This window comes from Blautia sp. An81 (assembly GCF_002161285.1).
GTDB lineage: Bacteria > Bacillota > Clostridia > Lachnospirales > Lachnospiraceae > Blautia > Blautia ornithocaccae.
The window spans coordinates 66,573-92,676 of the sequence record NZ_NFHH01000005.1; the positions used below are offsets into that span (position 1 = coordinate 66,573).

The 26,104-nt window shown below is 45.2% G+C and carries 23 protein-coding genes, 1 pseudogene and 1 riboswitch; of the genes and pseudogenes, 5 read left to right on the top strand and 19 right to left on the bottom strand.

What is annotated here, in order from left to right; genetic code table 11:
* The 5 genes from B5G33_RS06270 to B5G33_RS06290 form a co-directional block, all read right to left on the bottom strand.
* A complete protein-coding gene (locus tag B5G33_RS06270) occupies positions 1–1,683 on the bottom strand; it encodes a glutamine--tRNA ligase/YqeY domain fusion protein (protein WP_330396648.1) in 1,683 nt (560 codons plus the stop codon).
* Positions 1,684–1,833: 150 nt separating this feature from the next.
* Entirely contained in the window at positions 1,834–2,280 is a 447-nt protein-coding gene (locus tag B5G33_RS06275) for a PaaI family thioesterase (RefSeq protein WP_242974540.1), read from the bottom strand.
* Positions 2,281–2,330: 50 nt separating this feature from the next.
* Positions 2,331–3,065 (bottom strand): tRNA pseudouridine(38-40) synthase TruA, encoded by a 735-nt coding sequence (gene truA, locus B5G33_RS06280; protein ID WP_087417144.1) that lies wholly within the window; start codon positions 3,063–3,065, stop codon positions 2,331–2,333.
* 331 nt (positions 3,066–3,396) lie between these two features.
* A complete protein-coding gene (locus tag B5G33_RS06285; RefSeq protein ID WP_087417069.1) occupies positions 3,397–4,173 on the bottom strand; it encodes an SDR family oxidoreductase in 777 nt (258 codons plus the stop codon).
* A 123-nt stretch (positions 4,174–4,296) separates the two neighbouring features.
* Complete coding sequence (locus B5G33_RS06290; protein WP_087273875.1) at positions 4,297–5,658, bottom strand: alanine/glycine:cation symporter family protein; 1,362 nt, start codon at positions 5,656–5,658, stop codon at positions 4,297–4,299.
* Positions 5,659–5,894: 236 nt separating this feature from the next.
* Here B5G33_RS06290 and B5G33_RS06295 point away from each other — a divergent pair, with 236 nt between their 5' ends.
* Entirely contained in the window at positions 5,895–7,034 is a 1,140-nt protein-coding gene (locus tag B5G33_RS06295) for a glucose-1-phosphate adenylyltransferase (protein ID WP_087273778.1), read from the top strand.
* A 1-nt stretch (position 7,035) separates the two neighbouring features.
* Positions 7,036–8,151, top strand: coding sequence for a glucose-1-phosphate adenylyltransferase subunit GlgD (glgD, locus tag B5G33_RS06300; RefSeq protein WP_087273774.1), 1,116 nt, complete (start codon positions 7,036–7,038; stop codon positions 8,149–8,151).
* A gap of 176 nt (positions 8,152–8,327) precedes the next feature.
* On the opposite strand, the gene fba is transcribed toward glgD, so the two are convergent.
* Complete coding sequence (gene fba / locus B5G33_RS06305; RefSeq protein ID WP_087273772.1) at positions 8,328–9,197, bottom strand: class II fructose-1,6-bisphosphate aldolase; 870 nt, start codon at positions 9,195–9,197, stop codon at positions 8,328–8,330.
* Positions 9,198–9,410: 213 nt separating this feature from the next.
* Between fba and B5G33_RS06310 the strand changes: the two genes are divergently transcribed.
* A complete protein-coding gene (locus B5G33_RS06310) occupies positions 9,411–10,667 on the top strand; it encodes a 6-phosphofructokinase (protein ID WP_334293385.1) in 1,257 nt (418 codons plus the stop codon).
* Between the two features lie 111 nt (positions 10,668–10,778).
* Here the strand turns inward: B5G33_RS06310 and B5G33_RS06315 are convergent, their stop codons facing one another.
* The 5 genes from B5G33_RS06315 to B5G33_RS06335 form a co-directional block, all read right to left on the bottom strand.
* Positions 10,779–11,054, bottom strand: a complete 276-nt coding sequence (locus B5G33_RS06315; RefSeq protein WP_087273769.1) for a PTS transporter subunit EIIB — start codon at positions 11,052–11,054, stop codon at positions 10,779–10,781.
* Positions 11,055–11,066: 12 nt separating this feature from the next.
* On the bottom strand, positions 11,067–12,689 hold the full coding sequence (ptsP, locus tag B5G33_RS06320; protein ID WP_087417070.1) for a phosphoenolpyruvate--protein phosphotransferase: 1,623 nt from the start codon (positions 12,687–12,689) through the stop codon (positions 11,067–11,069).
* A gap of 18 nt (positions 12,690–12,707) precedes the next feature.
* The gene (locus tag B5G33_RS06325; RefSeq protein WP_087417071.1) at positions 12,708–12,965 is read right to left on the bottom strand and encodes an HPr family phosphocarrier protein; all 258 of its coding nucleotides are present in this window, start codon (positions 12,963–12,965) and stop codon (positions 12,708–12,710) included.
* 92 nt (positions 12,966–13,057) lie between these two features.
* Positions 13,058–13,876: a PRD domain-containing protein gene (locus tag B5G33_RS06330; RefSeq protein ID WP_087417072.1), complete on the bottom strand. Its 819-nt coding sequence runs from the start codon at positions 13,874–13,876 to the stop codon at positions 13,058–13,060.
* A gap of 291 nt (positions 13,877–14,167) precedes the next feature.
* Positions 14,168–15,958, bottom strand: coding sequence for an ABC-F family ATP-binding cassette domain-containing protein (locus B5G33_RS06335; protein WP_087417146.1), 1,791 nt, complete (start codon positions 15,956–15,958; stop codon positions 14,168–14,170).
* A 284-nt stretch (positions 15,959–16,242) separates the two neighbouring features.
* Here B5G33_RS06335 and lon point away from each other — a divergent pair, with 284 nt between their 5' ends.
* A complete protein-coding gene (gene lon, locus B5G33_RS06340) occupies positions 16,243–18,513 on the top strand; it encodes an endopeptidase La (RefSeq protein ID WP_087417073.1) in 2,271 nt (756 codons plus the stop codon).
* 178 nt (positions 18,514–18,691) lie between these two features.
* Here lon and B5G33_RS06345 read toward each other — a convergent pair whose 3' ends face one another.
* Complete coding sequence (locus B5G33_RS06345; protein WP_087417074.1) at positions 18,692–19,330, bottom strand: TetR/AcrR family transcriptional regulator; 639 nt, start codon at positions 19,328–19,330, stop codon at positions 18,692–18,694.
* Between the two features lie 120 nt (positions 19,331–19,450).
* On the opposite strand from B5G33_RS06345, the gene B5G33_RS06350 reads away from it, so the two are divergent.
* Positions 19,451–20,674, top strand: a complete 1,224-nt coding sequence (locus tag B5G33_RS06350; protein WP_087417075.1) for a MalY/PatB family protein — start codon at positions 19,451–19,453, stop codon at positions 20,672–20,674.
* A gap of 160 nt (positions 20,675–20,834) precedes the next feature.
* Here the strand turns inward: B5G33_RS06350 and B5G33_RS22565 are convergent.
* The 7 genes and pseudogenes from B5G33_RS22565 to B5G33_RS06385 all read right to left on the bottom strand — a co-directional run.
* A pseudogene (locus B5G33_RS22565) lies at positions 20,835–21,041 on the bottom strand (MFS transporter); the annotation flags it as partial.
* Between the two features lie 24 nt (positions 21,042–21,065).
* A complete protein-coding gene (locus B5G33_RS06360) occupies positions 21,066–21,686 on the bottom strand; it encodes a thiamine phosphate synthase (RefSeq protein ID WP_242974542.1) in 621 nt (206 codons plus the stop codon).
* Complete coding sequence (thiH, locus tag B5G33_RS06365; RefSeq protein WP_087417076.1) at positions 21,673–22,893, bottom strand: 2-iminoacetate synthase ThiH; 1,221 nt, start codon at positions 22,891–22,893, stop codon at positions 21,673–21,675. Before thiH ends, B5G33_RS06360 begins: the two co-directional genes overlap by 14 nt.
* 12 nt (positions 22,894–22,905) lie before the next feature.
* Positions 22,906–23,682: a thiazole synthase gene (locus B5G33_RS06370; RefSeq protein WP_087417077.1), complete on the bottom strand. Its 777-nt coding sequence runs from the start codon at positions 23,680–23,682 to the stop codon at positions 22,906–22,908.
* Positions 23,683–23,700: 18 nt separating this feature from the next.
* On the bottom strand, positions 23,701–24,339 hold the full coding sequence (thiF, locus tag B5G33_RS06375; protein ID WP_087417078.1) for a sulfur carrier protein ThiS adenylyltransferase ThiF: 639 nt from the start codon (positions 24,337–24,339) through the stop codon (positions 23,701–23,703).
* A 4-nt stretch (positions 24,340–24,343) separates the two neighbouring features.
* Positions 24,344–24,538, bottom strand: a complete 195-nt coding sequence (gene thiS / locus B5G33_RS06380) for a sulfur carrier protein ThiS (protein WP_087273747.1) — start codon at positions 24,536–24,538, stop codon at positions 24,344–24,346.
* A gap of 436 nt (positions 24,539–24,974) precedes the next feature.
* A riboswitch (TPP riboswitch) is annotated at positions 24,975–25,080 on the bottom strand.
* 62 nt (positions 25,081–25,142) lie between these two features.
* Complete coding sequence (locus B5G33_RS06385; protein ID WP_087417079.1) at positions 25,143–26,087, bottom strand: AEC family transporter; 945 nt, start codon at positions 26,085–26,087, stop codon at positions 25,143–25,145.
* Positions 26,088–26,104 lie beyond the last annotated feature (17 nt).

The window sequence follows — 26,104 nt, forward strand, 5'->3', positions numbered from 1 at the left end:
TTATTTCTCAGGAAGCTTAAAAGAGCTCTTCAGGGATACAATACGGTTAAACACCGGTGCTCCCGGTTTGGTATCATGGCAGTCTCCGCAGAAAAATCCGTTCCGCACAAACTGATAGCGGTCATAAGCTCCTGCCTTTCCCAGTTCCGGCTCCACATAGGCTTCTTCCACTACAGTAAGAGAATTTGGATTTACATTCAGGCTTCCGTCCTCTTTATTGTATACACCTTTTTCTTCATCTACGATATTCTCATAGAGACGGCACTGTGCCTTTACTGCTGTAGATGCGCATACCCAGTGAATAGTACCTTTTACCTTTCTTCCGTCAGGAGAATTTCCCCCTTTGGATGCAGGATCATACGTACAGTGGATCACTGTGATATTCCCTTCTTCATCCTTTTCACAGCTTGTACAGGTAACAAAGTAGGCATTCATCAGTCTTACTTCATTTCCCGGATAGAGACGTCTGTATTTCTTTACCGGCTCTTCCATGAAGTCTTCTCTCTCAATGTAAAGTTCCCTTCCAAAAGGCACCTGTCTTACACCCAGCTCCGGATTTTCCATGTTATTGGGAACCTCCAGATACTCAATTTCTCCTTCCGGATAGTTATCAATGACCAGTTTCACTGGATCCAGTACTGCCATCATACGTGGGGCTTTCATCTTCAGGTCCTCCCGGATACAATACTCCAGCATAGCGTAATCTACAGAGCTGTTTGCCTTGGAAACACCGCAGAGCTCTACAAATTTCTGGATAGATTCCGGAGTAAATCCCCTTCTTCTGAGAGCAGCAATAGACACCAGTCTGGGGTCGTCCCATCCGTCTACTGTTCCGTCTTCTACCAGCTTCTTAATATATCTCTTTCCTGTTACCACATTGGTGAGATACAGTTTTGCAAATTCAATCTGTTTCGGAGGATGGGGATATTCCAGTTCTCTTACCACCCAGTCATAAAGAGGTCTGTGATCCTCAAATTCCAGGGTACAGATAGAATGGGTCACTCCCTCAATAGCATCTTCTATAGGATGGGCAAAATCATACATAGGATAGATACACCATTTGTCCCCGGTATTATGGTGAGTCATATGGGCTACCCGATAAATGATCGGGTCTCTCATATTAATGTTGGGAGAGGCCATGTCAATTTTTGCTCTGAGCACGTGGCTGCCGTCAGGAAACTCCCCATTTTTCATTTTCTCAAACAAATCCAGATTTTCCTCAACGCTTCTGTTCCGGTAAGGACTTTCCTTTCCTGGCTCTGTGAGGGTACCTCTGTATTCCCGGATTTCCTCAGGGCTGAGATCACAGACAAAAGCTTTGCCTTTTTTTATCAGTTTTATAGCAGCCTCATACATCTGGTCAAAATAATCAGAAGCAAAATAAAGCCTGTCTTCCCAGTCAGCTCCCAGCCATTTCACATCTGCTTTGATGGAATCCACAAACTCTGTCTTCTCTTTGGTAGGGTTGGTGTCGTCAAAACGAAGGTTAAACTTTCCGTTATATTTCTTTGCCAGTCCGTAATTTAATAATATAGATTTTGCGTGACCGATATGCAGGTAGCCGTTAGGCTCCGGAGGGAATCTGGTACAGATCTCCTCATATTTTCCCTCAGCCAGATCTTTCTCTATGATCTGTTCAATAAAGTTTTTGGAAACGGTTTCCTTTACTGTCTCTTTTTCCAATTTATTCTCCTCCATCTATGGTATTTATCCTTGCGGACTTCTCTTTCAATTCTTTCAAATGCTGCCGGCCTTCTTACAGACTGCCGGGATCCGTCAACATCTGATATAGTATCATAAATTTTCCATTTTTCAAAGGCTTTGCCCCATTTTTTATTCTGCGATCATAAAATTTGCCGCAGCCGTAGCAATCAGCTTTCCCGTTTTTTCTGACTTACACTGAGCGCTGATATTACAGATCCGTCTGCCCGCCCGGTCTGCCCGGGCCGTTACCAGCATGGCATCTCCATCCATTCCCGGGGAAATATAATTAATGTTCAGATTTATGGTAGGGATCATAGTTTTGCCTGTGACACTGCGGACTGCAGTTCCACAGGTGGTATCCATGGCAGCGGCAATAATTCCTCCGTGGACCGTACTCATATGGTTCAATTCCCATCTCTGGATAGGAAAACGGAGTGTCACACTCTTCTTTTCATAACTGCAGCTGTAAAACTCAATCTGCATTTTGCTGTATAAATGATCCGGGTCTTTAGGGTACAGTTTGTCCATACTCTCCCGGATTTCCCTCTCCATTTGTTCCTGCATGGTTTCTTCCATTTTTAACCGCCTTTCTGTCTGCCGAATTTATGGCTCTAAACCCATTTTCTTTAATATCTGACTTCTACCAGTGTCAGTCCTCTGGCCGGTGCCGTAAAGCCTGCCAGTCCTCGGTCTCTTCCCTCCAATATACCCGGAATCTCCTCTGGTTTCCGGTCTCCTCTTCCTACTTCGATGAGGGTTCCGGTCAGGATCCGCACCATATTATAGAGAAATCCCTCTCCCCGGTAATCAATCTGCAGCTCATTTGGAAGCTGGGTAAGCCGGATTTCATAAAGAGTCCTGACTGTGGACTTTTTCATCTTTTTATTAGAGCAGAAACTTTTAAAATCATGGGTACCTGTAAGATACACGGCAGCCTGTTCCATGGCTTTTACATTGTAAGTTTCATGAAGGGGACAGAGATATTTTCTTTCAAATACATTTTTATGGCTGCCTGTTCCTATACGGTAACGATACAATTTTTCTTTAGCATTAAGACGGCTGTGAAACCTGTCGGAAACCTGGCACACCTGGAGGATTTCAATGTCCTCCGGAAGATAATGATTCATATATTCACAGATTTCCTCACAGCTCATGGGTGTATCCAAATGTCCATTGGCTACCTGGCCCAGGGCATGTACCCCTGCATCAGTCCTTCCTGCTCCCTGTATCTGCACAGGATTTCCTGTCATCCTGGAAAGAACCTCCTCGATTTTCCTCTGAATAGTGTTTTCTGTGGTTTTCTGTCTCTGCCAGCCTCCATATCTGGTCCCGTCGTACTGTATGTCAAATCGATAGTTCATATTTCCGTCCTTCTTTTCACTTCTCTGGCTCTGCCTCTTTTTCAAAGGCCTTTGTACATATTATATCCTGATATTTATCTGTTTCATTATATAATCTGGCAGCCTCAGTGTAAATACTAAAAACCACAAATGAACATCTGTACGTAAAATGGAGCTGTCGCATTAATCAAAATCGAGAATATTTATACATTTTATTGCTCAGTCTGTGCCGCTTTGAGCCTATGGTCTCAAAGCTATGCTCGACAAATTCGCATAAAATGTATAAATATTCCTGACATATGACTAATGCGACAGCCCCATCCAGTCCATATCTGCTTATATATTTTGAATTTTAGAAGCAGGTAAATGCCCCATCTATAACAAAATCCGCTCCTGTAGTAAAGGAACTGGTATCTCCCGCCAGATATACAGCTATTGACTGGAGCTCTTCCGGTTTTCCCATACGTCCCATAGGCGCCATATGATTCCATTTCTCTATGAGAGGTTTCAGGCTTTCCGAATTCAAAGTCAGCTCTGTAGCCATATATCCCGGACTGATGCTGTTTACTCGGACGCCTCTTTTCGCAAACTCCACAGCCATTGATTTTGTAAGCTGGATAACTCCTGCCTTAGATGCATTATAAGAGCACTGGGGCTGGGGCACATTCACGATATGAGCAGACATAGAGGCCGTATTAATAATAGAGCCCTTTCCCTGTTTCAGCATAACTTTGGCCGCTGCCTGGGAAGTGAGAAAGACTCCGGTAAGATTAATATCTAGAACCTTTTTCCACTGTTCATAAGTCATCTCCTCCGCCGGAATGTTCATACAGATTCCTGCATTGCAGAAGGCCGCATCCAGATGCCCGAATTCTTCCATAATTCTTCTTATCATTGCATCTACTTCTTCCGGCTTTGTCACATCTGCCTGGATAGCAATGGCCTTCATCCCTGTATTTTTTTCAATCTCACCGGCAGTTTTTGCCGCCTCTTCCATATCAATATCTACCAGAGCCAGGTCACTTCCCGCCTCTGCCAAAGCCTGGGCAATAGCCTTTCCAATGCCCCTTGCTCCCCCTGTAACAAAAGATACTTTCCCGTCCAGTCTCATTTTTTCTAAAATTCCCATAAGTTCTCTCCTTTTAACTTACCCTCAGTGTACAAGGGACCAAACGGCCCCTTGTACACTGAGGGTATTGTCTGATTTTGCATACTTTGATTATATACTGTGGGAAATTTCTGTGCAATCTTTTTATTCTTCCTTCCAAAACTTCACCTGTTTTCCCAGGAAAAACAAAGCCACCAGGTTAGGCAGGGCCATCATACCATTAAAGGCATCTGACAGCTCCCAGATCAGGCTTGGCGCCAAAATACAGCCGGGAAGTGTAATGAGGATATAGACATATCGATAGACAGAAGCGCCTTTTTCTTTTCCCAGATATGCCGCAGTCTGCTCTCCGAAATAGGACCAGCCTGCAATAGTGGCAAAAGCAAATAATGCCGTAGCCGCTGCCAGAAACTGCTCTCCCCATGGGATTACCGAAGCAAAAGCCTGACCAGTCAGCGTGGTGCCATCCACTGTTTCTATTCCCCGGCCCATCTGTTCCAGATATAGTTCCGGCTGGTATACGCCGCTTGTAAGGATTACCAAAGCAGTAACTGTACAGCCAACCATTGTATCGATAAATACCTCCAGCATTCCCCACATTCCCTGTATCTCCGGTTCCTTTACGTCAGACTGAACATGGGCCATTACCGAAGACCCCAGGCCTGCCTCATTAGAGAAAATCCCTCTGGCTACTCCCATTCGGACAGCCTGTTTCACAGTGTATCCTGCTGCTCCGCCCAGTCCTGCTTTCATCTGAAAAGCCTGGGTGAATATCATTTCCACTGCCTGGGGAACTGCTCTCCAATTTACGGCCAGCACTGCCAGCGCTCCCAGAAAATAAATTCCTGCCATAAGGGGAACCAGCTTTTCTGTAAGAGCTGCCACCCGTTTTACCCCGCCAGTGACCACCAGGGCCAGCAAGATCATACAAAGGGTGCCGGTCAAAAAAGGGGGAATGCCAAAAGCAGTCTCTAAGCCCTTTGCCATGGAATTCCCCTGAACCATATTTCCCATCCCCAAAGAGGCCACAAGACAGCATACTGCAAAGAGTACTGCCAAAAGCCTGGAGTTTAATCCTCTCTCCATATAGACCATGGCACCGCCTATCCATTGTCCCTTCTGGTCTTTATATCGATACCGGATTCCCAGATAGTTTTCCGCATAGTTGGTCATCATTCCGAAAAATGCTGAGACCCACATCCAGAAAATCGCCCCTGGTCCCCCGAAAATCAATGCAGTAGCCACTCCTGTAATATTTCCCGTTCCAAGAGTAGCTGCCAGTGCTGTACAGAAAGACTGGAACTGGGAAATGGAATGTTCTTTGTCTGTTCTTCTCACATCTTTTCTATTTAGTAAAGCGCCAATAGTCATTCTCATCCAGATATGTATTTTTCTTATCTGAAAGAATCGCGAGCGAAGAGTAAAACGAATTCCCGTTCCCAAAAAGAACACCAGCATCCCTGGTCCCCACACCAGATGCTGAAGCCCGTGAATGAACTCTTCCATGGATTTTTTACCTGTTTTTTTGTAAAATTTATGCAAGTTCCCGGTAAAAAATGTGTTCACAGGTTTTTAGCCATTATACCTATAATGATTTAAAGTTTTTTTCATAATTTTTGTGTTTTTTTGCTCAAAATTGTGGAAAAAAACAGTGATTAATTGTATAATATATGACAGTGAAACAATAAAGAGCAGCTTACCCTGCTGTGTCTATTGTTATCTTAAGAAAGAGAGGGTTCATTATGAAACAAAACAATATGTTGGCAATGATACTGGCCGGTGGTCGTGGCACACGTCTGCATGAGCTGACAAAAAAAGTTGCAAAGCCTGCCGTATCCTACGGCGGAAAATACCGTATCATTGATTTTCCACTGAGTAACTGCGCCAACAGTGGAATCGACAATGTAGGCGTACTGACACAGTACGAGTCCATTCAGTTAAACAGCTATGTAGCTGCCGGCGGACGCTGGGGACTGGATGCCAAAAACAGCGGAGTTTACGTACTTGCTCCCCGTGAAAAGGCAGATGTAGATTTAGACGTATACAGAGGAACCGCAGATGCTATTTCTCAGAATATCGACTTTATCGACAGCTTTGATCCGGAATATGTCTTAATCCTTTCCGGAGATCACATTTATAAAATGAACTACGCAAAAATGCTTGCTGCACATAAAGAGCAGAATGCAGACGCTACCATCGCTGTAATTGAAGTTCCAATGAAAGAAGCCAGCCGCTTCGGTATCATGAATACAGATGAGACAGGAAAGATTGTAGAATTCGAGGAAAAACCTGAACATCCAAAGAGCAACCTGGCTTCCATGGGTATCTATATCTTTACTTGGAAACCTCTGAGAAAACTTTTAACTGCAGATATGAAGAATCCGGATTCTCACCATGATTTCGGTAAAGATATCATTCCTGTTATGCTCAATGAAGGCAAGACACTTTACGCTTACAAATTCAAAGGATATTGGAAAGACGTAGGAACCATTGATTCTCTTTGGGAGGCCAATATGGACTTGCTGGACAAAAACAATCCTCTGGATTTAAGCGATTCTTCCTGGAAGATCTACACCGAAGATTCTGATAGTCTTCCCCATTATATCGGTCCCAATGCAGAAATTAAACGCGCATTTATCACCCAGGGCTGTATTATCGATGGTACTGTAGAAAACTCTGTATTATTTACAGATACCAAGATTGGAACTGGCGCTAAGGTTATTGACAGTGTGATCATGCCAGGCGCTGTGGTAGAAGAAGGCGCTGTGGTGCAGAGAGTTATTGTGGCAGACGGCGTACATATCGGCAAAAATGCCAAGGTAGGCAGTGCTGACAGCGAGCATATCGAACTCATTGCAAAACGTGTAAAGGGGGAGGAATAATATGAGTAAGGCATTAGGAATCGTAAATTTTGCCGGAAGGAATGTACATATAGAGGGCATGCAGACCTACCGTCCTGTAGGAGCATTTTCTTTCCTGGGACGCTACCGGGTAATCGACTTCCCGATTTCCAATATGAGCGACAGCGGCATTGACCGTATTCAGGTATATATCCGCAGAAAACCTCGTTCTTTGACCGAGCATCTGGGAACCGGACGTCATTATAATATCAACTCTAAGAGAGGAAAACTTCATCTTCTCTACTCTGAAAACGGTATGGACAATGATATCTACAACAATGACATTGCTGCCTTTATCGAAAATATGGAGTTTATTGAACAGGCCAGTGAACCTTATGTAGTGATTGCTCCCAGTTATATGATCTATGCTATGGATTACAGCCAGCTTCTGGAATCACATATTGAATCCGGTGCAGACATTACTCTTTTATATCATTCTGTGGACAATGCAAAGGAATCTTTCCTGAACTGCAATATCCTGAACCTGAACAAGCAGAAAGGCGTTCTTTCTATGGAGCCTAATCACGGAAATGCGAAGAATCGTAACATCTTCATGGAAACCTATGTAATAAAAAAAGAACTGTTTATTGAGCTGGTAGAAAAAGCTCATAAACTTTCTTCTATGTATACGCTGTCTGATATTGTAAATGATTCCTGCAGCGAATTAGATATCCGTGGAGTAGCTCATCGTGGATATTTTGCTTCAATTTCTGACTTTAAGAGCTATTATGATGCTAATATCTCTCTCATAGATATGAAAGCCTGCCAGAGTCTTTTCAGTGATGAATGGCCCATTTACACCAGGACTAACGATTCCTGTCCGACTCAGTATTTTGAAAGCGCCAGCGTGAAAAACTCTGTTGTTTCCAACGGCTGCCTCATTGAAGGTACTGTAGAAAATTCCGTAATCGGAAGAGGCTGTGTGATCAAAGAAGGTGCTGTAGTTAAGAACAGCGTAATCCTTCCTGATTCTGTAATCGGAAAAGATGTTTATGTAGAGAATCAGGTAGTAGATAAGCATGCTAAGCTGATTCATGTAAAGGAGATTATCTCTTCCCCTGACAGACCAGGTTATGTCAAGAGAAATGATACCTTATAGAATCGGTATGGTATAAAATTGTTATAGTCATAAGGACGGTGGTACTTCATATAATGTGTAAGTATTGCCGCCCTCTTTTCTTCTAAATAAGTCAAAAGTGCTTCTACGTAATAGAAAGGGAGCTGCCATATCAAAAACGGCAACTCCCTTCCCATTATATTTATTTTCTGTTTTTCTTATTCAAATGCTTTTCCCACAGAACCGAAGAGTTCCATTTTCTCTTTGATTGTCTCGCAGATTGCGTCAAAGCCCGGTTTTAATAATTTACGTGGGTCATATCCTTTACCCTGGTTATCTTTACCTTCTTCGATGTATTTTCTTGTAGCTGCTGCAAAAGATAACTGGCATTCTGTATTTACATTGATCTTAGATACGCCTAAGTCAATAGCTTTACGGATCATATCTGCCGGAATTCCTGTACCGCCGTGAAGTACCAGAGGCATCTCACCTGTCAGTTTCTGGATATTATCCAGCACGTCAAAGCGAAGGCCTGCCCAGTTTTCCGGATATTTTCCATGGATGTTGCCGATACCTGCTGCCAGCATATCTACACCCAGATCAGCAATCATCTTGCATTCTTCAGGATCTGCACACTCGCCCATACCTACAACGCCGTCTTCCTCTCCGCCGATAGAACCGACTTCAGCTTCCAGAGAAAGTCCAAGGCCTTTGCAGACACCTGCCAGCTCTTTTGTTTTCTCAACATTTTCCTCGATTGGATAGTGAGAACCATCGAACATGATGGATGAAAATCCTGCTTTGATACATTTGTAGCATCCGTCATATGTACCGTGGTCTAAGTGAAGAGCTACCGGTACAGTGATGTTCAGTTCTTCGATCATAGCTTTTACCATATCTGCTACAGTTTTGAAACCGCACATATATTTTCCAGCGCCTTCAGAAACGCCCAGGATAATAGGAGACTTGCATTCTTCAGCTGTAAGAAGAGCCGCCTTTGTCCACTCCAGGTTATTGATATTGAACTGACCTACTGCATAATGTCCTGCTTTCGCTTTCTTTAACATTTCTGCTGCTGATACTAACATAATTAAAGACCTCCATATGATTTTTCTAAAGTTCCCTCTTTCACAGGACTGAATAAGTCAGCCCTTAGAAAACCTACAATTATTATATCACATTTTCCCTTTCAGGCAAGTATTTCTTAATGCAATTTCACCAGAACCATGCTATAATAAGTCCCAGAAAAACAGTCAAATACGACAGTCCCTTTTATGGGAAAGAATCCAGGAAAGGAGGGTATGGTCAGATTTCTGCCCATACAAATTGAAACATTGAACAGAAAAAATTTAATCGTAGGTCAGTCCGGCGGCCCCACTGCGGTAATCAACAGCAGCCTTTATGGTGTAGTATCTGAAGGCCTTCTCCAGGACTCTATAGGACATGTATATGGAATGGTAAACGGAATCGAAGGGTTCCTGGCAGGAAGGGTTCTGGATTTTCAGGAAGTTTTCAAAGGAAATGATCTGGAGAAGTTAAAAACCACTCCTGGAGCATATCTTGGCTCCTGCCGTTATAAGCTTCCGGAAGATCTGAACGACCCGGTATATCCACATCTTTTCCAGAAATTTGAGGAACTGGATATCGGATATTTCTTCTATATCGGAGGCAACGATTCTATGGATACGGTAAGCAAGCTTTCCCGTTATGCAGAGAAGATAAACAGCCCGATCCGGGTAATCGGCGAGCCCAAAACAATTGATAATGATCTGGTCCTTACAGACCATACTCCAGGTTTTGGAAGTGCTGCCAGATATGTGGCCTCCACAGTAAGAGAAATCGTCACCGATGCCAATGTATATGAGACAAAATCTGTAACTATCGTAGAGATCATGGGACGTCATGCCGGCTGGCTCACTGCTGCAGGTGCTCTTGCAAGGAAATATACAGGAGATAATCCGCTTCTTATCTATCTTCCTGAAACTGCTTTCGACCAGGAGGCATTCCTATCAAAAGTTCAGGAGTGTTTTGAGAAAAATCCAAATGTGATTGTTTGCGTTTCCGAAGGGATCCATGACGAAAAAGGCACCTTTATCTGCGAATATGACAACTCTGTGGGCACTGATTCTTTCGGTCACAAAATGCTTGCAGGCTGTGGAAAATATCTGGAAAATCTGGTTCGCAGCCGTCTGGGAGTAAAGGCCCGTTCTGTAGAACTGAATGTAAGCCAGCGCTGCTCATCTGCTATGATGTCCGCTGCTGATCAGCAGGAGGCAGTGGCCGCAGGACAGTTCGGCGTCCGCTGTGCACTGAAGGGAGAAACTGGGAAAATGGTTTCTTATGTAAGAGACAGCAATGTTCCTTACCGTATGCGCCTCAGCCTTGAAGACGTAAATTTAATCTGCAACAAGGAAAAAACCGTTCCTCTGGAATGGATTTCTGAAGATGGTTCTGACATCACTCAGGATTTCATTACCTATGCCCTTCCTCTTATCCAGGGAACTGTAGAAGTACCCCTGGGTACTGACGGACTTCCAGATTTTGTATACTGGAAATAAACCGTTTTCTCTGACATATTACTTATGAAAAAAGGAATATTCTCCGTCTTGTGCATCTTAGCATCAGACAGGAGAATATTCCTTTTTATTTACTGTTTAAAACACAGCTTTTTATTTTTCCATAAGCTTTTTCATCTCTCTGGCCACATCAAAAACCTGAGGACCAAGGACAATATGGAGCAGATCAGCCTCTGGCCAGAACACTGCTGCCGCTCCTGAATCTTTTATTTTTTCTTCATCTACAGCAGTGTGTTCTTTCACCTTCAGACGGAGTCGGGTAATACAATTATAGCAGCTGATAATATTTTCACGTCCTCCCGCTCCTTCCAGAAAAGCCTGGGCCATTTCTTTGAAATCTATCTCTTTAGAAATTCTTTTTTCTCTCATAACCGCTCACTTTCACGGCATGTCTCTGACAATCTTTCTAAGCTTTAGAATCATAGAAGGCGCAACAGAAAGCTCATCAATTCCCATCTTCACAAAGGTCTCCGTAAGCTCGGTATCAGCTCCCAGCTCTCCACAGATTCCTGCCCATTTTCCTTCCTTGTGGGCATTGTCCACCACAGTCTGGATCATTCTCAGAATGGCTTTGTGATGAGGATTATAAAATCTGTCCAGCTTCTCATTCTGACGGTCAATGGCCAGGGTATACTGGGTCAGATCGTTGGTTCCGATGCTGAAGAAATCCACTTCTTTTGCCAGATCATCGCTGATCATAACAGAAGCAGGAGTCTCGATCATAATGCCTTCTTCTACATCACTCTTATAAGGGGTTCCTTCTGCTTCCAGCTCATCCTTTACCTCTTTGACGATCTTTTTAATCTCCAGAACCTCTTCCACAGACGTAATCATAGGGTACATAATGGAAATATTTCCATATACTGCTGCCCGGAAAAGCGCTCTTAACTGAGTCTTAAAAATCTCTGGCTGAGTAAGACAGATACGGATAGCTCTATATCCAAGGGCAGGGTTGTCTTCCTTGCCCAGTCCCAGATAATCAGCCTGCTTGTCAGCACCAATATCCAGTGTACGGATGATTACTTTTTTGCCGGCCATAGTCTGGGCTACCTGCTTATAAACCTGGAACTGTTCTTCCTCACTCGGCAGTTCATTTCTGCCGATATACAGGAATTCACTTCTGAACAGACCAATACCTCCTGCATCGTTTTCCAGTACATATCCCATATCTCCAACACTGCCGATATTGGCATAAATGTTGATTTTATGGCCGCTCTGAGTAATGTTTTCCTTGCCTTTTAACTCTAATAAGAGCCTGCTCTTTTCTTCTTCTTCCTGAATACGCTTTCTGGCATCCATCCTCACTTCTTCGTCAGGATTAAAGATTACTTCTGCTGCGAAGCCATCTACCACAGCCTCCATACCGGATTTCAGTTTTTCCAGATCCATGTCTACGCCGATGAGAGCCGGAATGTTCATCATACGGGCCAGAATGGCTGTATGCGAATTGGTAGAGCCATGAACAGTAACAAAGGCCAGGATTTTTTCTTTGTCCATCTGAACGGTCTCACTTGGAGACAGATCATCAGCCACAATAATCACCGGCTGGTCAAATTCCATATCTCCGCCGTCTCCGCCGTAAAGATTTCTCACCAGACGTTCGGAAATGTCCTTCACATCTGCTGCACGGGCTTTCATATAATCATCGTCCATGCTGGCAAACATCTGAGAGAAGTTGTCCCCTGTAGTTGCTACAGCGTATTCGGCATTGACCTCCTGGGTGCGGATGATATTTTCGATAGACTCATTATAGTCATCATCATCCAGCATCATCTGATGTACTTCAAAAATTGCCGCACTGGCTTCTCCCACTTCTTTCACAGCTTTATCATACAGCTTCTGAAGCTGTTCTTTTGCTTTTTCCCTTGCCTGGGCCACTCTTTCAATCTCTGCCTCAGAATTTTCCACCTTTACGCGCTTTACTACATAGTCATCTTTCTTCAGGACAGAAATCTTTCCAAGGGCAATTCCCTTATAAACTGATTTGCCTTTCAGACGTTCCATATTCACTACCCCTTAGTCTTACAGATTTGCTTCAAAGAAAGCCTGGATACCAGCTGCAGCTGCTTCTTCGTCTGCACCTTCTACAGCAATCTGTACGGTCTGTCCGCACTTTACACCTAAAGACATAACCGCCATAAGCTTAGAAGCCTCTGCTGTTTTTCCTTCTTTTGTAATGGTAATCTTGCTCTGATATTTCTTAGCCTCTTTTACAAGCATTCCTGCAGGTCTTGCATGGATTCCCAGTTCGTCCTTAATTGTGTACTCAAAGCTTTTCATTTTAAAAATCTCCCTTCATATTGGTTTATATATATATCTGCGCTTCGCCTTAGGCGATACGCAATAGCCCATATTTCTATGGGATATTTACCTCACACAGCCGCTCTCTGTATGTGTACGGCCAGGAAACCGATTTCTTCCTTTGCAATAGGTTTCCCCATTGCCTCTTCCATATATTCACATACCATTCGGGCAGTCTCATTTGCCCGGGGATAATTGGCCTCCATAAAGTCATTCAGATTAATATTGACTCCTTCTCCGGTTCTCGTCCGGACCAGCATATAATAGAGATGGCTGATCAGACGGATGCAGGACAGGGACTCTGTCTCCAGCTTCTTCCCCATCTGATTCTCAATAATCTTTATAGTCTCATCAATGATCCTGGTTGTCTTCAAAGTCTCCGACACATGTTCATTAGAAAGTCCTGAATGGATATAGAGGGCTATAAATCCTACTTCATCATCGGAAATCCGGCATCCGGTCATTTCTTCAATGATCTCTCTGCCTTTTAAAGCCACCCCGTATTCTTTATCGAAGAGCAGTTTAATATCCGGTATAAAAGGATTGGGTATGTAGATATTCTCCTCCTGCTCCCTTTTCACCGCAAAAGCAATATGATCTGCCAGGGGAAGAAGAATTCCTCTGTTAATGGAGTCAAAAACCATTTCCGCCTCGTCAATGATCCGTCCTACTGCCTCCAGATACACCGGCTCTATGACATTCACTGCATTTACAGCAGAGCTTCGCTTCTCTCCTGCTTCCAAAGCGTAAACTTTCGCGCCCTGAATCTTATCAAAACGTTCTCCCTGCTTCTTTCCGAACCCGATTCCCTTACCCAGCAGTATCCGCTCATTTTCGTTATGATAGGCCAGAATCGCATTATTATTTAATACTTTGATAATCTGATACATTTTCAAGAATCCCTTGTTTTTCTTTATATCTTCTTTTTACTGACAAAAAGAAAAGCACAAACATATCCGCCTATCACTGTAGCAGCCAAAAACGTCTCAGCTTCTGACTCTCTTCAAGTGAATATACCGGATAGTTTATGCCTGCTTACCAGTAACACACTATCAATATATTGTTCCTTCTATTTTGTTCTGCTAATAGTAACTATATACTAAAGTGTTCCCCACCGTCAAGCTATATTTTTTTACTAATATTTCCCTTTGTTTTTGTGCATTTTTTACATTAGCTGCCTTTTACTTATTTTTTTCAGCTTCTATCTGCTCCGCAAATTCCGTAAGATAGACCCACCGATCCATTTTTTCTTCCAGGGCGGCTTCTGTATCTTCTTTTTCTTTCATCAGTTCATTGAGCTTTGCCGAATTGGTGGCATTAGCCAAGATTTCCGCATCCAGCTTTTCTATTTTATCCTCCAGTGCTGCAATATCCTGGTCGATAGTTTCATATTCTCTTTGTTCTTTAAAAGAAAATTTCAGCTTTACAGGCCGCTGCCCTTTCCAGTCCCGGCTGCTCTCTTTTTTAGGCTGGGTCTGCTCCGGTCCTTTCTTTCCCTGGTCCCTGCTTTTCTTTGCCACCAGATAATCGGTATAGCCTCCTTCGTACTGGGTCAGATGACCCTGACCGTCAAATTCAAAGATACGGTCTGCCACATTATCCAGAAAATAGCGGTCATGAGATACGGTAATGACAATTCCCTGAAAGGACAGCAGATAATCTTCCAGAATAGTCATGGTTGGAATATCCAGGTTATTTCCTGCTTCATCCATGATCAGCACATTAATCTCTCCTGCCAGTACCCCCAACAGGTACAATCTCCTTTTCTCTCCTCCTGAAAGCTTGCCAATAGGGGCGTACTGCATGTCCGGAGTAAAGAGAAAGCGTTCCAGCATCTGAGAAGCACTGATCCTTCCTTCGCCGGTCTTGAAATATTCTCCTATGTCTTTTACATAGTCAATAACTCTCTGAGAAGGGTCCATTTCCTGCTCTTCCTGGGCAAAGTAGCCGATTTTCACAGTCTCTCCCTTTTCTACAGTTCCGGAATCCGGCTCAAGGAGCCCTGCAATAATCTTCATTAAGGTAGACTTTCCGCAGCCATTAGGTCCTATAAATCCTACTCGCTGATTTTTCAGAAAAATATAGCTGAAATCTTCTATCAATTTCTTTTCGCCATAGCTTTTGCTGATATGAGAAAGTTCTAAGGTCTTCTTTCCCATCCGCACAGCCTGGTTCTCCAGTTCCACATTCTGTTCTTTTACCGGTCCTCTTCCCTTTTTTAATTCTTCCAGTCTCTGAAGTCTGGCTCTCTGCTTAGTGCTTCTGGCTCTGCAGCCTCTCTTGGCCCATTCAGTTTCTATACGCAGAATACTCTGACGTTTTCTCTCAGATGCCAGCTCCATCTCTTCTCTCTGGGCCTTCAATTCCAGAAATCCAGAATAGTCTGACTGGTATTCATAAAGACTGCCATGGCTGACTTCCAGGATTTTATTCACCGTCCTGTCCAGGAAGTAACGGTCATGGGTTACCATGAGAAGCGTTTTATTCATATTTCTCAGGTACTCCTCCAGCCAGGCTGTCATTTCAAAGTCCAGATGGTTGGTGGGCTCATCTAAAAGGAGCACGTCAAATTCCTGGGACAGAGTCTTGGCCATAGCCGCCTTTCTTTTCTGTCCTCCAGATAGAGCTGCCAGAGGAATGTCCAGGTCTGTAAGCCCCAGTATATTCAGATAGCTCTGTACCTGCCAGTCTATCTGAGGATCTCCCTTCAGAGCATAAGACTCCAATGTCCCCTCGCCAGGGAATTCCGGATTCTGAGGCAGATACAGGGTCTTCAGACCGTTCTGGTATATCACCTCTCCCGTATCCGGCTCCTCTTCTCCGGCAATGATCTTTAATAAAGTAGACTTTCCTGTACCATTGATCCCTATAATGCCGATCTTATCCCCCTGCTGGATTCCCAGAGAAGCGTCATGAAAAATCACTTTATCTCCAAATATCTTATCAATATGTTCTATGTTAATAATGTTCATCGAATGTTCTCCTTTGCAGAGCAAAGCTGCCCGATAGAAAATATCATATCGGATTTTCTCTTTTCCGTCTACTTTATTTTTCATTTTTTTTGCAAAGTATATTGACATTCTCTTCTGTGCATGCTATTGTATAACCAATGACACAGTGTCAGAATTTGTACTGTGCCAGGAAACTGTTGTAGGTTTTAAACGGGAAAGCGGATAATTCATTTATTATTCGCTATATTTTAAAATCAAGCTTTAGCACTCGTTTAAATAGACTGCTGATAAAAGGAGGATTTCTTATGATTGTAAGACCTGTTCATAATATACTTTTACTTCCCGATGTTTCCTACTATTTCAAGAAGGATTTTTTCAACGGCTGGTGTACAGAACCTATGAAAAAAGATGACGATGTGCTCTTTATGCTGCTGAAAGACGACAAATCCGGGAATGAGCTGACCGCCGGGGATTTCTATCCCATTGGCATTTCTGCCCGGGTAGAAGGGATCGACGATTCGGAAAATGTGCAGATCCGCACACTGGAGCGGGTGGATATCTCCGATATTGAAGTTGCAGATAATCATATCACAGCTACCGCTTCTATCCGGGGAGAAATCAGCGATATCTCTGATGAGGAAGAGGCGGAACTTTTTTCAAAACTCCGGGGAGCTCTTCTGAAATTTGTCCAGGGATATCAATGGGGCGTCTGGGCCAGAAGTTATATCCTGCAGAGGAAAAATCTTCACGATCTGGCCTGCTCTCTCACAGATTATCTGAATCTCAATACAGAAGAAAAATATAAGATCCTGGCGGCAGATTCCAGGAAGGAAAGGGATGGCCTCATTGAGAATGCCATCTATGAATTTATAGAAATGTCCAAGGTTTCCCAGGAAGCCTCTTCCGCTCAGAAGGATGACCAGGAACAGCTTTACCGGGAGGCGGCTATCAAAAAACAGATTGAATATCTCCAGCGGGAACTGGACGATATGCATCCGGAAAATGTCTCTGATGTACGGAAATTTGAAAAAAAGATCGCCCGTTCCGGCATGAACAAAGAAGCAAAGCAGGAAGCAGAAAAAGTTCTAAACCGTATGAAGCAGGAAGGCAAGGAAAGCCATGAATACGGCCTGCTCTATGATTATCTGGATTTTGTCACCAGCCTTTCCTGGAAGACTCCGAAAATGCCTTCTATTGACCTGAAAGAAGCTGAGGCCATCCTGGATGAAGACCACTATGGACTGAAGAAAGTCAAAGAGAGGATCATCCAGCAGCTTGCAGTAATGGCCCTGAACAAAAAACAGTCCGGTTCTATCCTGCTCTTTGTAGGAGCTCCCGGCACCGGAAAAACCAGCATCGGCCAGAGTATCGCCAAGGCTCTGGGACGAAAATATGTCCGGATCAGTCTGGGAGGCGTCCGGGATGAAGCAGAGATCCGGGGACACCGGCGTACTTATGTAGGGGCTATGCCCGGACGTATCATGGAAGGCATGAAGCGCAGCGGAGCTTCCAATCCTGTTATGGTCCTGGATGAGGTGGATAAACTGGCCAGAGACTACAGCGGCGATCCTGCCAGTGCTCTTCTGGAAGTTCTGGATCCGGAACAGAACAACAGCTTTACCGATCATTACATGAACGTTCCTTATGATCTGTCCAATGTTCTGTTTGTCTGCACCGCCAATACCACAGACACCATTCCAGAGCCTCTGCTGAACCGTATGGAAGTGATTTCCTTCCCAGGCTACACATCTCTGGAAAAATTCCAGATCGCCAAACGCCATCTTCTGCCAAAGGCCCTGGAAACTATGGGTATTAAAGAAGAAAATCTGGAAGTCACCGACAGCGCTCTGCACAAAATGATCGAAGAATATACCGGTGAAGCAGGGGTCCGGAGTCTGAAAAAACTCATCGACATCCTGTGTCGGAACGCCGCTGTAAAGCTGGTGAAAAAAGAACAGGAAACTTTAACGGTTACTAAAGAAAACCTGCCGGAATACCTGGGACATCAGCGTATGCGTCATGAGACCCGTCTGGAGGAAAAGGAGCCGGGTGTAGTTACAGGCCTTGCCTGGACCACCGCAGGCGGCGAGATCCTCTTTATCGAAAGCAAGCTGATGGAAGGAAAAGGAAATCTCCTCATCACCGGACAGCTTGGAGATGTAATGAAAGAGTCTGTCCAGATTGCCCTGACTCTGGTAAAATCTCTGTTTCCCAAAGAAACAGAGAGCCTGGAGAAACGGGATCTTCACATTCACGTTCCTGCGGGAGCCGTACCGAAAGACGGACCATCTGCAGGTATTACTCTGGTAACCGCCCTGGCCTCTCTGGTAACAGGAAAGGCTGTGGGAACAGAATATGCCATGACCGGTGAGGTTTCTCTCCGTGGCGGTGTCATGCCTATCGGAGGACTTCCTGAAAAACTCATGGCTGCCCAGAGAGCCGGTATCCAGAAGGTATTTATCCCTTATGACAATATTGAGGATCTGGAAGATGTGGCTGAGGAAGTCAAAGAAAAACTGGAGATCATCCCGGTAAAGAAAGTTACCGATGTGTTAGACCAGGTACTGAAAGATTAAAGACTGCCTGAGCTAAAAAAAGCTGCCAGTATATCCTTTTGCAAACAACTGCGCCAAATCCCTTGTCTGCTTTCCCGATTGCACGGGGCAAAAAGCATTCTGCGGGATTGGCCCAGTTATTTGGCAAAGGGTATACTGGCAGCTTTTCCTGTATTCCTGACAATAAGAATTGGGTTTTTTACAGCAAGTCTGAGGTAAGGATATAAAGAGCCTGATAAAGAGCGGCAGTAAAATCCGGCATCCGGTAATCCGGATTTACCTCCTGCATGGCCTTTACCTGCTTCTCGCAAAGGCTGGTCATGGAATAGATCCCCTGGACTAAAGACAGGAGGAGAAAGATAAAATTCTGGATCTTCTCCCTGGGTGCTTTGGGAAAATACCGGGTAAGCACTTCTTCCATGGTCTCCTGGAAAGGATGTATGGCATGCTTAAAAGCCGTCAGCTTTTCCAGAGAGCAGTTCTTCTCTATGGTGATATAATGGACTGCCATCAGTTTCAGCAGCCTGGGATGAAGAGCCGCCGTCCCGGCAATATTCCTGCAGTAGGCTTCCCGTCCCGGCTGTTCCTCCCGGTCCATAGCCTCCCTGATGTCTTCTGTCCAGGAAAGATAATCTTTCTCCAGGATATCCAGAAAGATCTCGTCTTTTGTCTGATAATAGTTGTATATATTAGAACGGCAGATGGAGGTGGATTTCGCAATTTCTTTAATGCTGATATCCTCGTATTCCATAGTCTCATACAGCTCCTCACAGGCCCGTATGATCTCCTGCTGCCGGGCTGCCGCCAGGGATTCTTTCTTCACCTTTTGACACTTCATAAAAACATGCCTCCTTAGAATTCAAGGCTAGTATACCACGAAGTATACGCTATGGCAAAGCCTTGAATTTTTTGCCTGCAGATTGTATCATAGGGGGAGAATAATAGGAGGTTTTTTGACATGAAATACGACTTTACCACAATCATGGACCGAAAGGGCAAAGACGCCATAGCTTTAGATGTAGAAACTGCTCTGGAAGGCGGTATGCTGGGAGTAGAAAATGTTGAGATCAAAGAAGGCTTTTCTGTAATCCCCATGTGGGTGGCAGACATGAATTTTCCTACGGTTCCCACCGTACAGGAAGCCCTGATCCAGAGGGCGGAACATCCGGCTTTCGGCTATTTTTCTCCCTCTCAGGAATATTATGACTCCATTATCCGGTGGCAGCAGGCCAGAAATGGGGTCACCGGTCTTACCAGTGAATGTATCGGTTATGAAAACGGGGTTCTGGGCGGAGTAGTCTCTGCTCTGAACGTATTCTGTTCCAAAGGAGACAAGGTACTCCTTCACTCTCCCACCTACATAGGTTTTACCGGCAGTCTGAAAAATAACGGCTACGATATGGTCTTGAGTCCTTTAAAACGTGATGAAAAAGGCATCTGGCGTATGGATTTTGAAGATATGGAGGAGAAACTGGCTACAGAAAACATCCATGCCGCTGTTTTCTGTTCTCCCCACAATCCCTGCGGACGGGTGTGGGAACGCTGGGAACTGGAAAAAGCCATGGCCCTTTTCCAGAAATATGATGTCTATGTAGTTTCTGACGAGATCTGGTCTGACCTGATCCTGGATGGACACAAACATATACCCACCCAATCCGTCAGCCAGGACGCAAAGATGCGCACCGCCGCATTCTACGCTCCCAGCAAAACCTTTAATCTGGCGGGCCTTGTGGGAAGCTATCATATTGTTTATAACAAATGGATCCGTGACCGTATGGAGAAAGAATCCTCTCTTTCCCACTACAACAGCATGAATGTACTGAGCATGCATGCCCTGATCGGCGCCTACAAGCCGGAAGGCTATGAATGGGTGGATCAGCTCTGCCAGGTACTGACAGACAATGTAAACTATGCTTATGACTATATCACCACCCATTTTTCCGGTGTAGAACTGTCCAGACCGGAAGGAACCTATATGCTCTTCCTGGACTGCACCAGATGGTGCCAGGAACATGGAAAGACCCTGGATGAGCTGGAAGCCGCCGGGATCCAGGTGGGTGTTATCTGGCAGGACGGCAGGCCTTTCCACGGTCCCTGCTCTATCCGTATGAATCTGGCCCTGCCCCACAGCCTTGTTAAAGAGGCTATGGAACGGCTGGATAAATATGTATTTAACGCCTGAATACAGTTATTTTACTTTCTTCAGCATTTTCTCATATGCGAATATCATGAGCACCAGGATCAGCAGCAGATACAGCGGCAGAAGAGCTGTGCTGATATGATTGGCGATCACCCCGAATACCGGCGGCTGCATCCTCTGAAAGGCCCCGGCGCAGCACCAGATAGCTGCTGGCCCACAGACACAGCGCCGCATAAGAATGGCTGACAGAAAACCCGAACAACGCCGCTGCCGTCATAAGTACACTGAAAAAGGAAACAGGTACCGAGAGTTCCTGATACATGGTGGGCCACGCAGAGCCTAATAGTGCATCCGGAAGTCCCAGGCTGATAAAAGCCAGATAAATAATCGCTAACAATAACTGAAACATTGTAATATCCTCCTGCCTGAGCCTTTACGGCTGGAATTTCATAGCTCCGGACATAATGCACACTCCTCTGGCTCCGGCAGCCAGTGTTTTTTTTATCTGATCCTGCTCCAGACGGATCCCTCCGATGGCGTAGACCGGCAGGGAAACTGACCGGCAGATCTGCTCCAGAAAGTCCAGGCCTCTGGGAGGAAGGCCCTTCTTACAGTCTGTAGCAAATATATGTCCGGCGATGACATAATCCGCTCCCAGGCATTCCGCCTCCTGAGCCTCTTCCAGGCTGTGAACAGAACAGCCGAGGTTCCATTTTTTGTCCAAGCTTCCTCTTCCTGTCTCCCGAAGCACTGAAAGAGGGAGCTGCAGACCCTGCGTCCCTGCTTTTACTGCTGCTTCCCTGTAGGTATGGCAGTAAAAAGGCACTTGGTATCTGTCACAGATTTCTTTTACTTCTACTGCAAGCTTCTCATATTCCGGCAGGTTCAGATCTTTTTCTCTTAACAGGATCCTCTCGGGCCCTTTTTGACAGAGGATCTCGATCTGGTCCAGAAAAGGGCGGACAGCAAGCTTCCGGTTGGTAACAACCGTTATCCGGGACCAGAGATCTTTTTCCAGCTCTGCAGTCATTCTTTCTTCTCTACACATAGACATACTCCGCCATAACCGGCTGGAGATTTTCTCCCAGCAGGCTGTCATAGACTTCCTGGACAGACCGTCCGTCTGAGATCTCAAACTGAGCGTCTCCCTTATCTTCCAGCTCTTCTACATGCTCGCCGATACCGGTGCTGACTCCGGCGGAAATCTTAGTGGCGGCGATCTTTACCAGGTTATCCCTTACTCTGGCACACTCTCTTGTAGAAATAGTGATCCCTGCAAAAGGCATAAACAGACGGTAGGCGCAGACTACCTGAAGAAGCTGGGCCTCGTGGACGTCCATGGGGTTGATCTTGTCGTTATTAATAATAGGACGAAGTCTTGGACAGGAGAAGGAAATCTCTGCCTGGGGATATTTTTTCTGGAGATACCAGGCATGCATACCTGTGGCAAAAGCATCTTTTCTAAAATCGTCCAGCCCCAGAAGGGCGCCGAAAGCTACTCCCCGCATACCACCCATAAGGGCTCTTTCCTGGGCATTGACACGGTAAGGGTAAATCCTTTTATGACCTGCCAGATGGAGGGTCTCATATTTGTCTGCATGATAGGTTTCCTGGAAAACCGTGACATAGTCTGCTCCGCATTTATGAAGGTAGGCGTACTCATCAGAATTCATAGGATAAACCTCCAGACCGATGACCCGGAAATATTTCCTGGCGATCTTACAGGCCTCTCCGATATATTCTACGGTGGATTTTTTCCGGCTCTCCCCTGTCAGAATCAGGATTTCCTGAAGGCCGGACTTGGCAATAGCTGCCATTTCCTTGTCAATCTCTTCATAGGTAAGCTGGGCTCTTTTGATCCTGTTATGGCAGTTAAAACCACAGTATATGCAGTAGTTTTCACAGTAATTTGCTATGTAGATAGGCGTGAACATATAAATGGAATTACCGAAGTGCTTCCTGGTCTCCTTCTGGGCACACTGAGCAATCTCCTCCAGCAAAGGCAGCGCTGCAGGAGAAAGGAGGGCCTTAAAGTCTTCCGGTGTCTTGTAATCATGGGCAAGAGCTCTTCTTACATCTGCCTCTGTATACAGACTGTAGTCATAACTTCTCGCAGCCTCCCGGACTTTGTCCATCACATCGCTTTGAATCACTTCCATATCCGGCAGATATTTCATGTGATCCGTCCGCTTTCCTTTTTCCAGAAATTCTTTTACTTCTTCATTGATGATACTTTCGTTTACGTGATTTTCCTGACTCATTGCCTCTGCCTCCTAGTCCTGAAGATATCCTGTAAGGGGTGATGAAGGGCTGGCTCCTTTTTCCATAACTCTTCCAAGTCCGGAAAGGTAAGCCTCTCTTCCTGCTTCTATAGCCTTGCGGAAGGCATCTGCCATAAGAGGCACATCTCCTGCCGTTGCAATAGCAGTATTGGCCATGACTGCCGCTGCCCCCATTTCCATAGCCTCGCAGGCCTGGGAAGGTCTTCCGATGCCGGCATCTACAATAATGGGCAGGTCGATCTCATCAATGAGGATCTGGATAAATTCTTTGGTACACAGGCCCTTGTTGGAGCCGATGGGCGCTCCCAGAGGCATGATACAGGCGGCGCCTGCCTGGACCATATCTCTGGCGGCATTAAGATCCGGATACATATAGGGCATAACAGTAAATCCTTCTTTTGCCAGGATTTCTGTAGCTTTAATAGTTTCCTGGTTGTCCGGAAGAAGGTATCTGGTATCCCGCATGATCTCGATCTTTACCAGATCGCTGCCGCAGACTTCTCTGGAAAGCCTGGCGATCCGCACTGCCTCCTGGGCATCTCTGGCTCCGGAAGTATTGGGCAGAAGACTGACGCCCTGGGGGATATAATCCAGGATATTGGCGGCGCCGCCTTCATTTACCCGGCGAAGAGCCAGGGTAATGATCTGGGCTTTTGCCTGCTCTACCGCTGCCTTTATCAGATCCAGAGAATATTTCCCGGATCCCAGAATAAATCTGGAAGTAAACTCGTGATTTCCGATTTTCCAAGTGTCTTTTGTATCGTTCATTTTTTCTTCCCTCATTTCTTAATTTTTTTCTAATATCAGTTCCAGGATCAAGTTTGCCTCATGAGCTGCGCACAGGGCCACTCTGGGGGCTGCAAGCCCCTGTCCTTCCTCGATCCCGGAAGTCCCGTCTCCGCAGAGATAAAAATTTCTTCCCACCTGTCTGGTGACGATATCATTGCTCCTTCCAAACCCTCCCATGCCGCTGGCACAGACCAGAGGTTTTTCAGGAAAAAACTCCCGACAGCCGTTAACCAGCATAGCCTTATTCTCCGGCCTGTCAAAAGCTTCGCAGATAATACCTGCATTCTGAAAAAGCCTGGGAATATTCTCTTCTGTGACTTTTTCACAGCTGGTTTCAATATCCAGCCAGGGATTAATCTGAAGAAGCTGCTCTTTGAGTGCTTCTGTCTTATCCATACCCAGATGGGAAATAAAATAGTGCTGCCGGTTCAGATTTGTCATATCCACCTTATCAAAGTCAATAAGGTGAAGATGTCCCACTCCTGCTCTGGTCAGAAATACCGCTACATTAGAGCCCAGGCCCCCAAGGCCTGCCACCGCAACCTCTGCCTTCCACAGTTTTTCCGCTTCTTCCCTTGTGCACCGGGCAAGAAGGGCTTTCTGCAGTTCTTCCCTGGATGGAATCCTTTTCTCCATAAGATCAGCCTCCTCCAACAAAACTGACGATCTCGATCCTGTCCTCTTCCAGGATCTCTTCTGTGGAATAATTCTTCTTAGGAACGATCTCTCCGTTTTTTTCCACCGCAACCCGGTCTTGCCGGTAATTTCTTGCTTCCAGCAGCTTCTCCACTGTCAGACCGGCCTCCCAGGCTGCTCTTTCTCCGTTTACAATCATCTTCCTCTCCTTTCCAGAATTTCTGCCACACAGAGAGGTTTTATTCTATGGTGCTGTCCCATTAGTCATACTTCAGGAATATTTATACATTTTATGCGAATTTGTCGAGCACAGCTTTGAGACCATAGGCTCAAAGCAGCGCAGACTAAGCAGTAAAATGTGTAAATATTCTCGAAAATGATTAATGGGACAGCTACATAGACTAAAAAAGGGTTCACGAAGTAATACACCCGTGGTGGTGCACCCCTTCATGAACCCGTTGGCTCACTCTCAACTGTGATCAGTATTCTGTTTTCGTAAGGAACCTTAGCTTGGGACTTCTTTCAGAAATCTGTCTTCTGAAGAGTCTTTTGATCGAATAGGGGAATATCCTATCCGACGCAATATCATGTCCAGCTTATCGCACAAAAAGAAAGGAGACGGACTCTGCCATCTCCTGAAATCTCTTCTTTCTTCCTACGTTGGCATTATCCAAATCAGGTTCCCGGGTCGAAGTTCACAACTTCCTCTCAGCCTGTTTACAAGCTCCCCTGTTTTTTACTTTTTCAGTATAAACTTCTCTCTCTTTTCTGTCAAGATAAATTTATCAACCAGACAGCCCTTCTCAGATCATCCCCAGAGTTCTGAAAATATACAGCCAGGCAGTGACGGTAAAAGCGCTTCCCAGTGTAGTCAGCATAACCACGCTGGAAGTCAGCGTTCCCTCATGATCCATATTTTTCGCCATCACATAGCAGCTTACTGTAGTAGCCGAACCCAGCATGATCAGAATGGCTACCAGCTTTTCCTGGCGGAATCCCATAGCTGCCGCCAAAGGAAGGAACAGGGCGCCAAATCCTGCCAGCTTCAGAAAAGAGGCAGCTACTGCCGGTCCTTTCTGCCCCAGAGCCTTTTTGAAATCAAAGGAAGCTCCCATGGCCATCAGGCCCAGAGGGGTTGCCGTTGCCCCTATACTGCTGACTGTTTTCTGAGCAATCTGGGGCAAAGGCAGTCTCAGCAGAGACCAGGCCATTCCTACCAGAATACCAATAATAATAGGGTTTGTAATGATCCCTTTCAAGGTCTTCTTAACGGTAGCGCCATCCAGGTTCTTTCTCTCAGGGCTGAAAAAAGAAAGGACCACTACCGCCATTATATTATACAAAGGAACACTGCCGATGATCATCAAGGGGGCGATCCCAGCAGAACCGTAAATATTCTGGATAAAAGCAATCCCCAGAAGAGCAGCGCTGCTCCGGTAAGAAGCCTGGATAAACTCCCCCCTGGTGCTCCGGTCTTTCAGAAGAAGGGAGAGAAGACCGGCTAGGAAAATCTCCAGAAATGTGACAACAAAACAGAAAAGAACAAATTTTCCATCCCACATTTCATAAAAATCTACGGTAGCCAGATCCTGGAATAAAAGCACCGGCAAAGGCACCCGAAAGACAAATTGATTCATCTTCGAAGCAAACCCTTCGTCGATCCAGCCGATTTTCCTGAGAGCCAGTCCCAGGACCATCAGCAAAAATACAGGTATCGTAGCATTCAGACTAAAAATAAGATTCTCCATGGCCGTTCTTCCAGTCT

Coding starts and splice junctions, on each gene's coding strand:
- B5G33_RS06325 (WP_087417071.1), bottom strand. CDS start 12,965: ATGAAAAGCTTTGAGTACACAATTAAGGACGAACTGGGAATCCATGCA.
- B5G33_RS06335 (WP_087417146.1), bottom strand. CDS start 15,958: ATGAACATTATTAACATAGAACATATTGATAAGATATTTGGAGATAAA.
- B5G33_RS06360 (WP_242974542.1), bottom strand. CDS start 21,686: ATGTCTATGTGTAGAGAAGAAAGAATGACTGCAGAGCTGGAAAAAGAT.
- lon (WP_087417073.1), top strand. CDS start 16,243: ATGATTGTAAGACCTGTTCATAATATACTTTTACTTCCCGATGTTTCC.
- ptsP (WP_087417070.1), bottom strand. CDS start 12,689: ATGGAACGTCTGAAAGGCAAATCAGTTTATAAGGGAATTGCCCTTGGA.
- B5G33_RS06295 (WP_087273778.1), top strand. CDS start 5,895: ATGAAACAAAACAATATGTTGGCAATGATACTGGCCGGTGGTCGTGGC.
- B5G33_RS06315 (WP_087273769.1), bottom strand. CDS start 11,054: ATGAGAGAAAAAAGAATTTCTAAAGAGATAGATTTCAAAGAAATGGCC.
- B5G33_RS06275 (WP_242974540.1), bottom strand. CDS start 2,280: ATGGAAGAAACCATGCAGGAACAAATGGAGAGGGAAATCCGGGAGAGT.
- glgD (WP_087273774.1), top strand. CDS start 7,036: ATGAGTAAGGCATTAGGAATCGTAAATTTTGCCGGAAGGAATGTACAT.
- B5G33_RS06385 (WP_087417079.1), bottom strand. CDS start 26,087: ATGGAGAATCTTATTTTTAGTCTGAATGCTACGATACCTGTATTTTTG.
- B5G33_RS06310 (WP_334293385.1), top strand. CDS start 9,411: ATGGTCAGATTTCTGCCCATACAAATTGAAACATTGAACAGAAAAAAT.
- B5G33_RS06290 (WP_087273875.1), bottom strand. CDS start 5,658: ATGGAAGAGTTCATTCACGGGCTTCAGCATCTGGTGTGGGGACCAGGG.
- thiH (WP_087417076.1), bottom strand. CDS start 22,893: ATGAGTCAGGAAAATCACGTAAACGAAAGTATCATCAATGAAGAAGTA.
- B5G33_RS06350 (WP_087417075.1), top strand. CDS start 19,451: ATGAAATACGACTTTACCACAATCATGGACCGAAAGGGCAAAGACGCC.
- B5G33_RS06345 (WP_087417074.1), bottom strand. CDS start 19,330: ATGAAGTGTCAAAAGGTGAAGAAAGAATCCCTGGCGGCAGCCCGGCAG.
- thiF (WP_087417078.1), bottom strand. CDS start 24,339: ATGGAGAAAAGGATTCCATCCAGGGAAGAACTGCAGAAAGCCCTTCTT.
- B5G33_RS06370 (WP_087417077.1), bottom strand. CDS start 23,682: ATGAACGATACAAAAGACACTTGGAAAATCGGAAATCACGAGTTTACT.
- B5G33_RS06285 (WP_087417069.1), bottom strand. CDS start 4,173: ATGGGAATTTTAGAAAAAATGAGACTGGACGGGAAAGTATCTTTTGTT.
- thiS (WP_087273747.1), bottom strand. CDS start 24,538: ATGATTGTAAACGGAGAAAGAGCAGCCTGGGAGGCCGGTCTGACAGTG.
- truA (WP_087417144.1), bottom strand. CDS start 3,065: ATGAACTATCGATTTGACATACAGTACGACGGGACCAGATATGGAGGC.
- B5G33_RS06330 (WP_087417072.1), bottom strand. CDS start 13,876: ATGTATCAGATTATCAAAGTATTAAATAATAATGCGATTCTGGCCTAT.
- fba (WP_087273772.1), bottom strand. CDS start 9,197: ATGTTAGTATCAGCAGCAGAAATGTTAAAGAAAGCGAAAGCAGGACAT.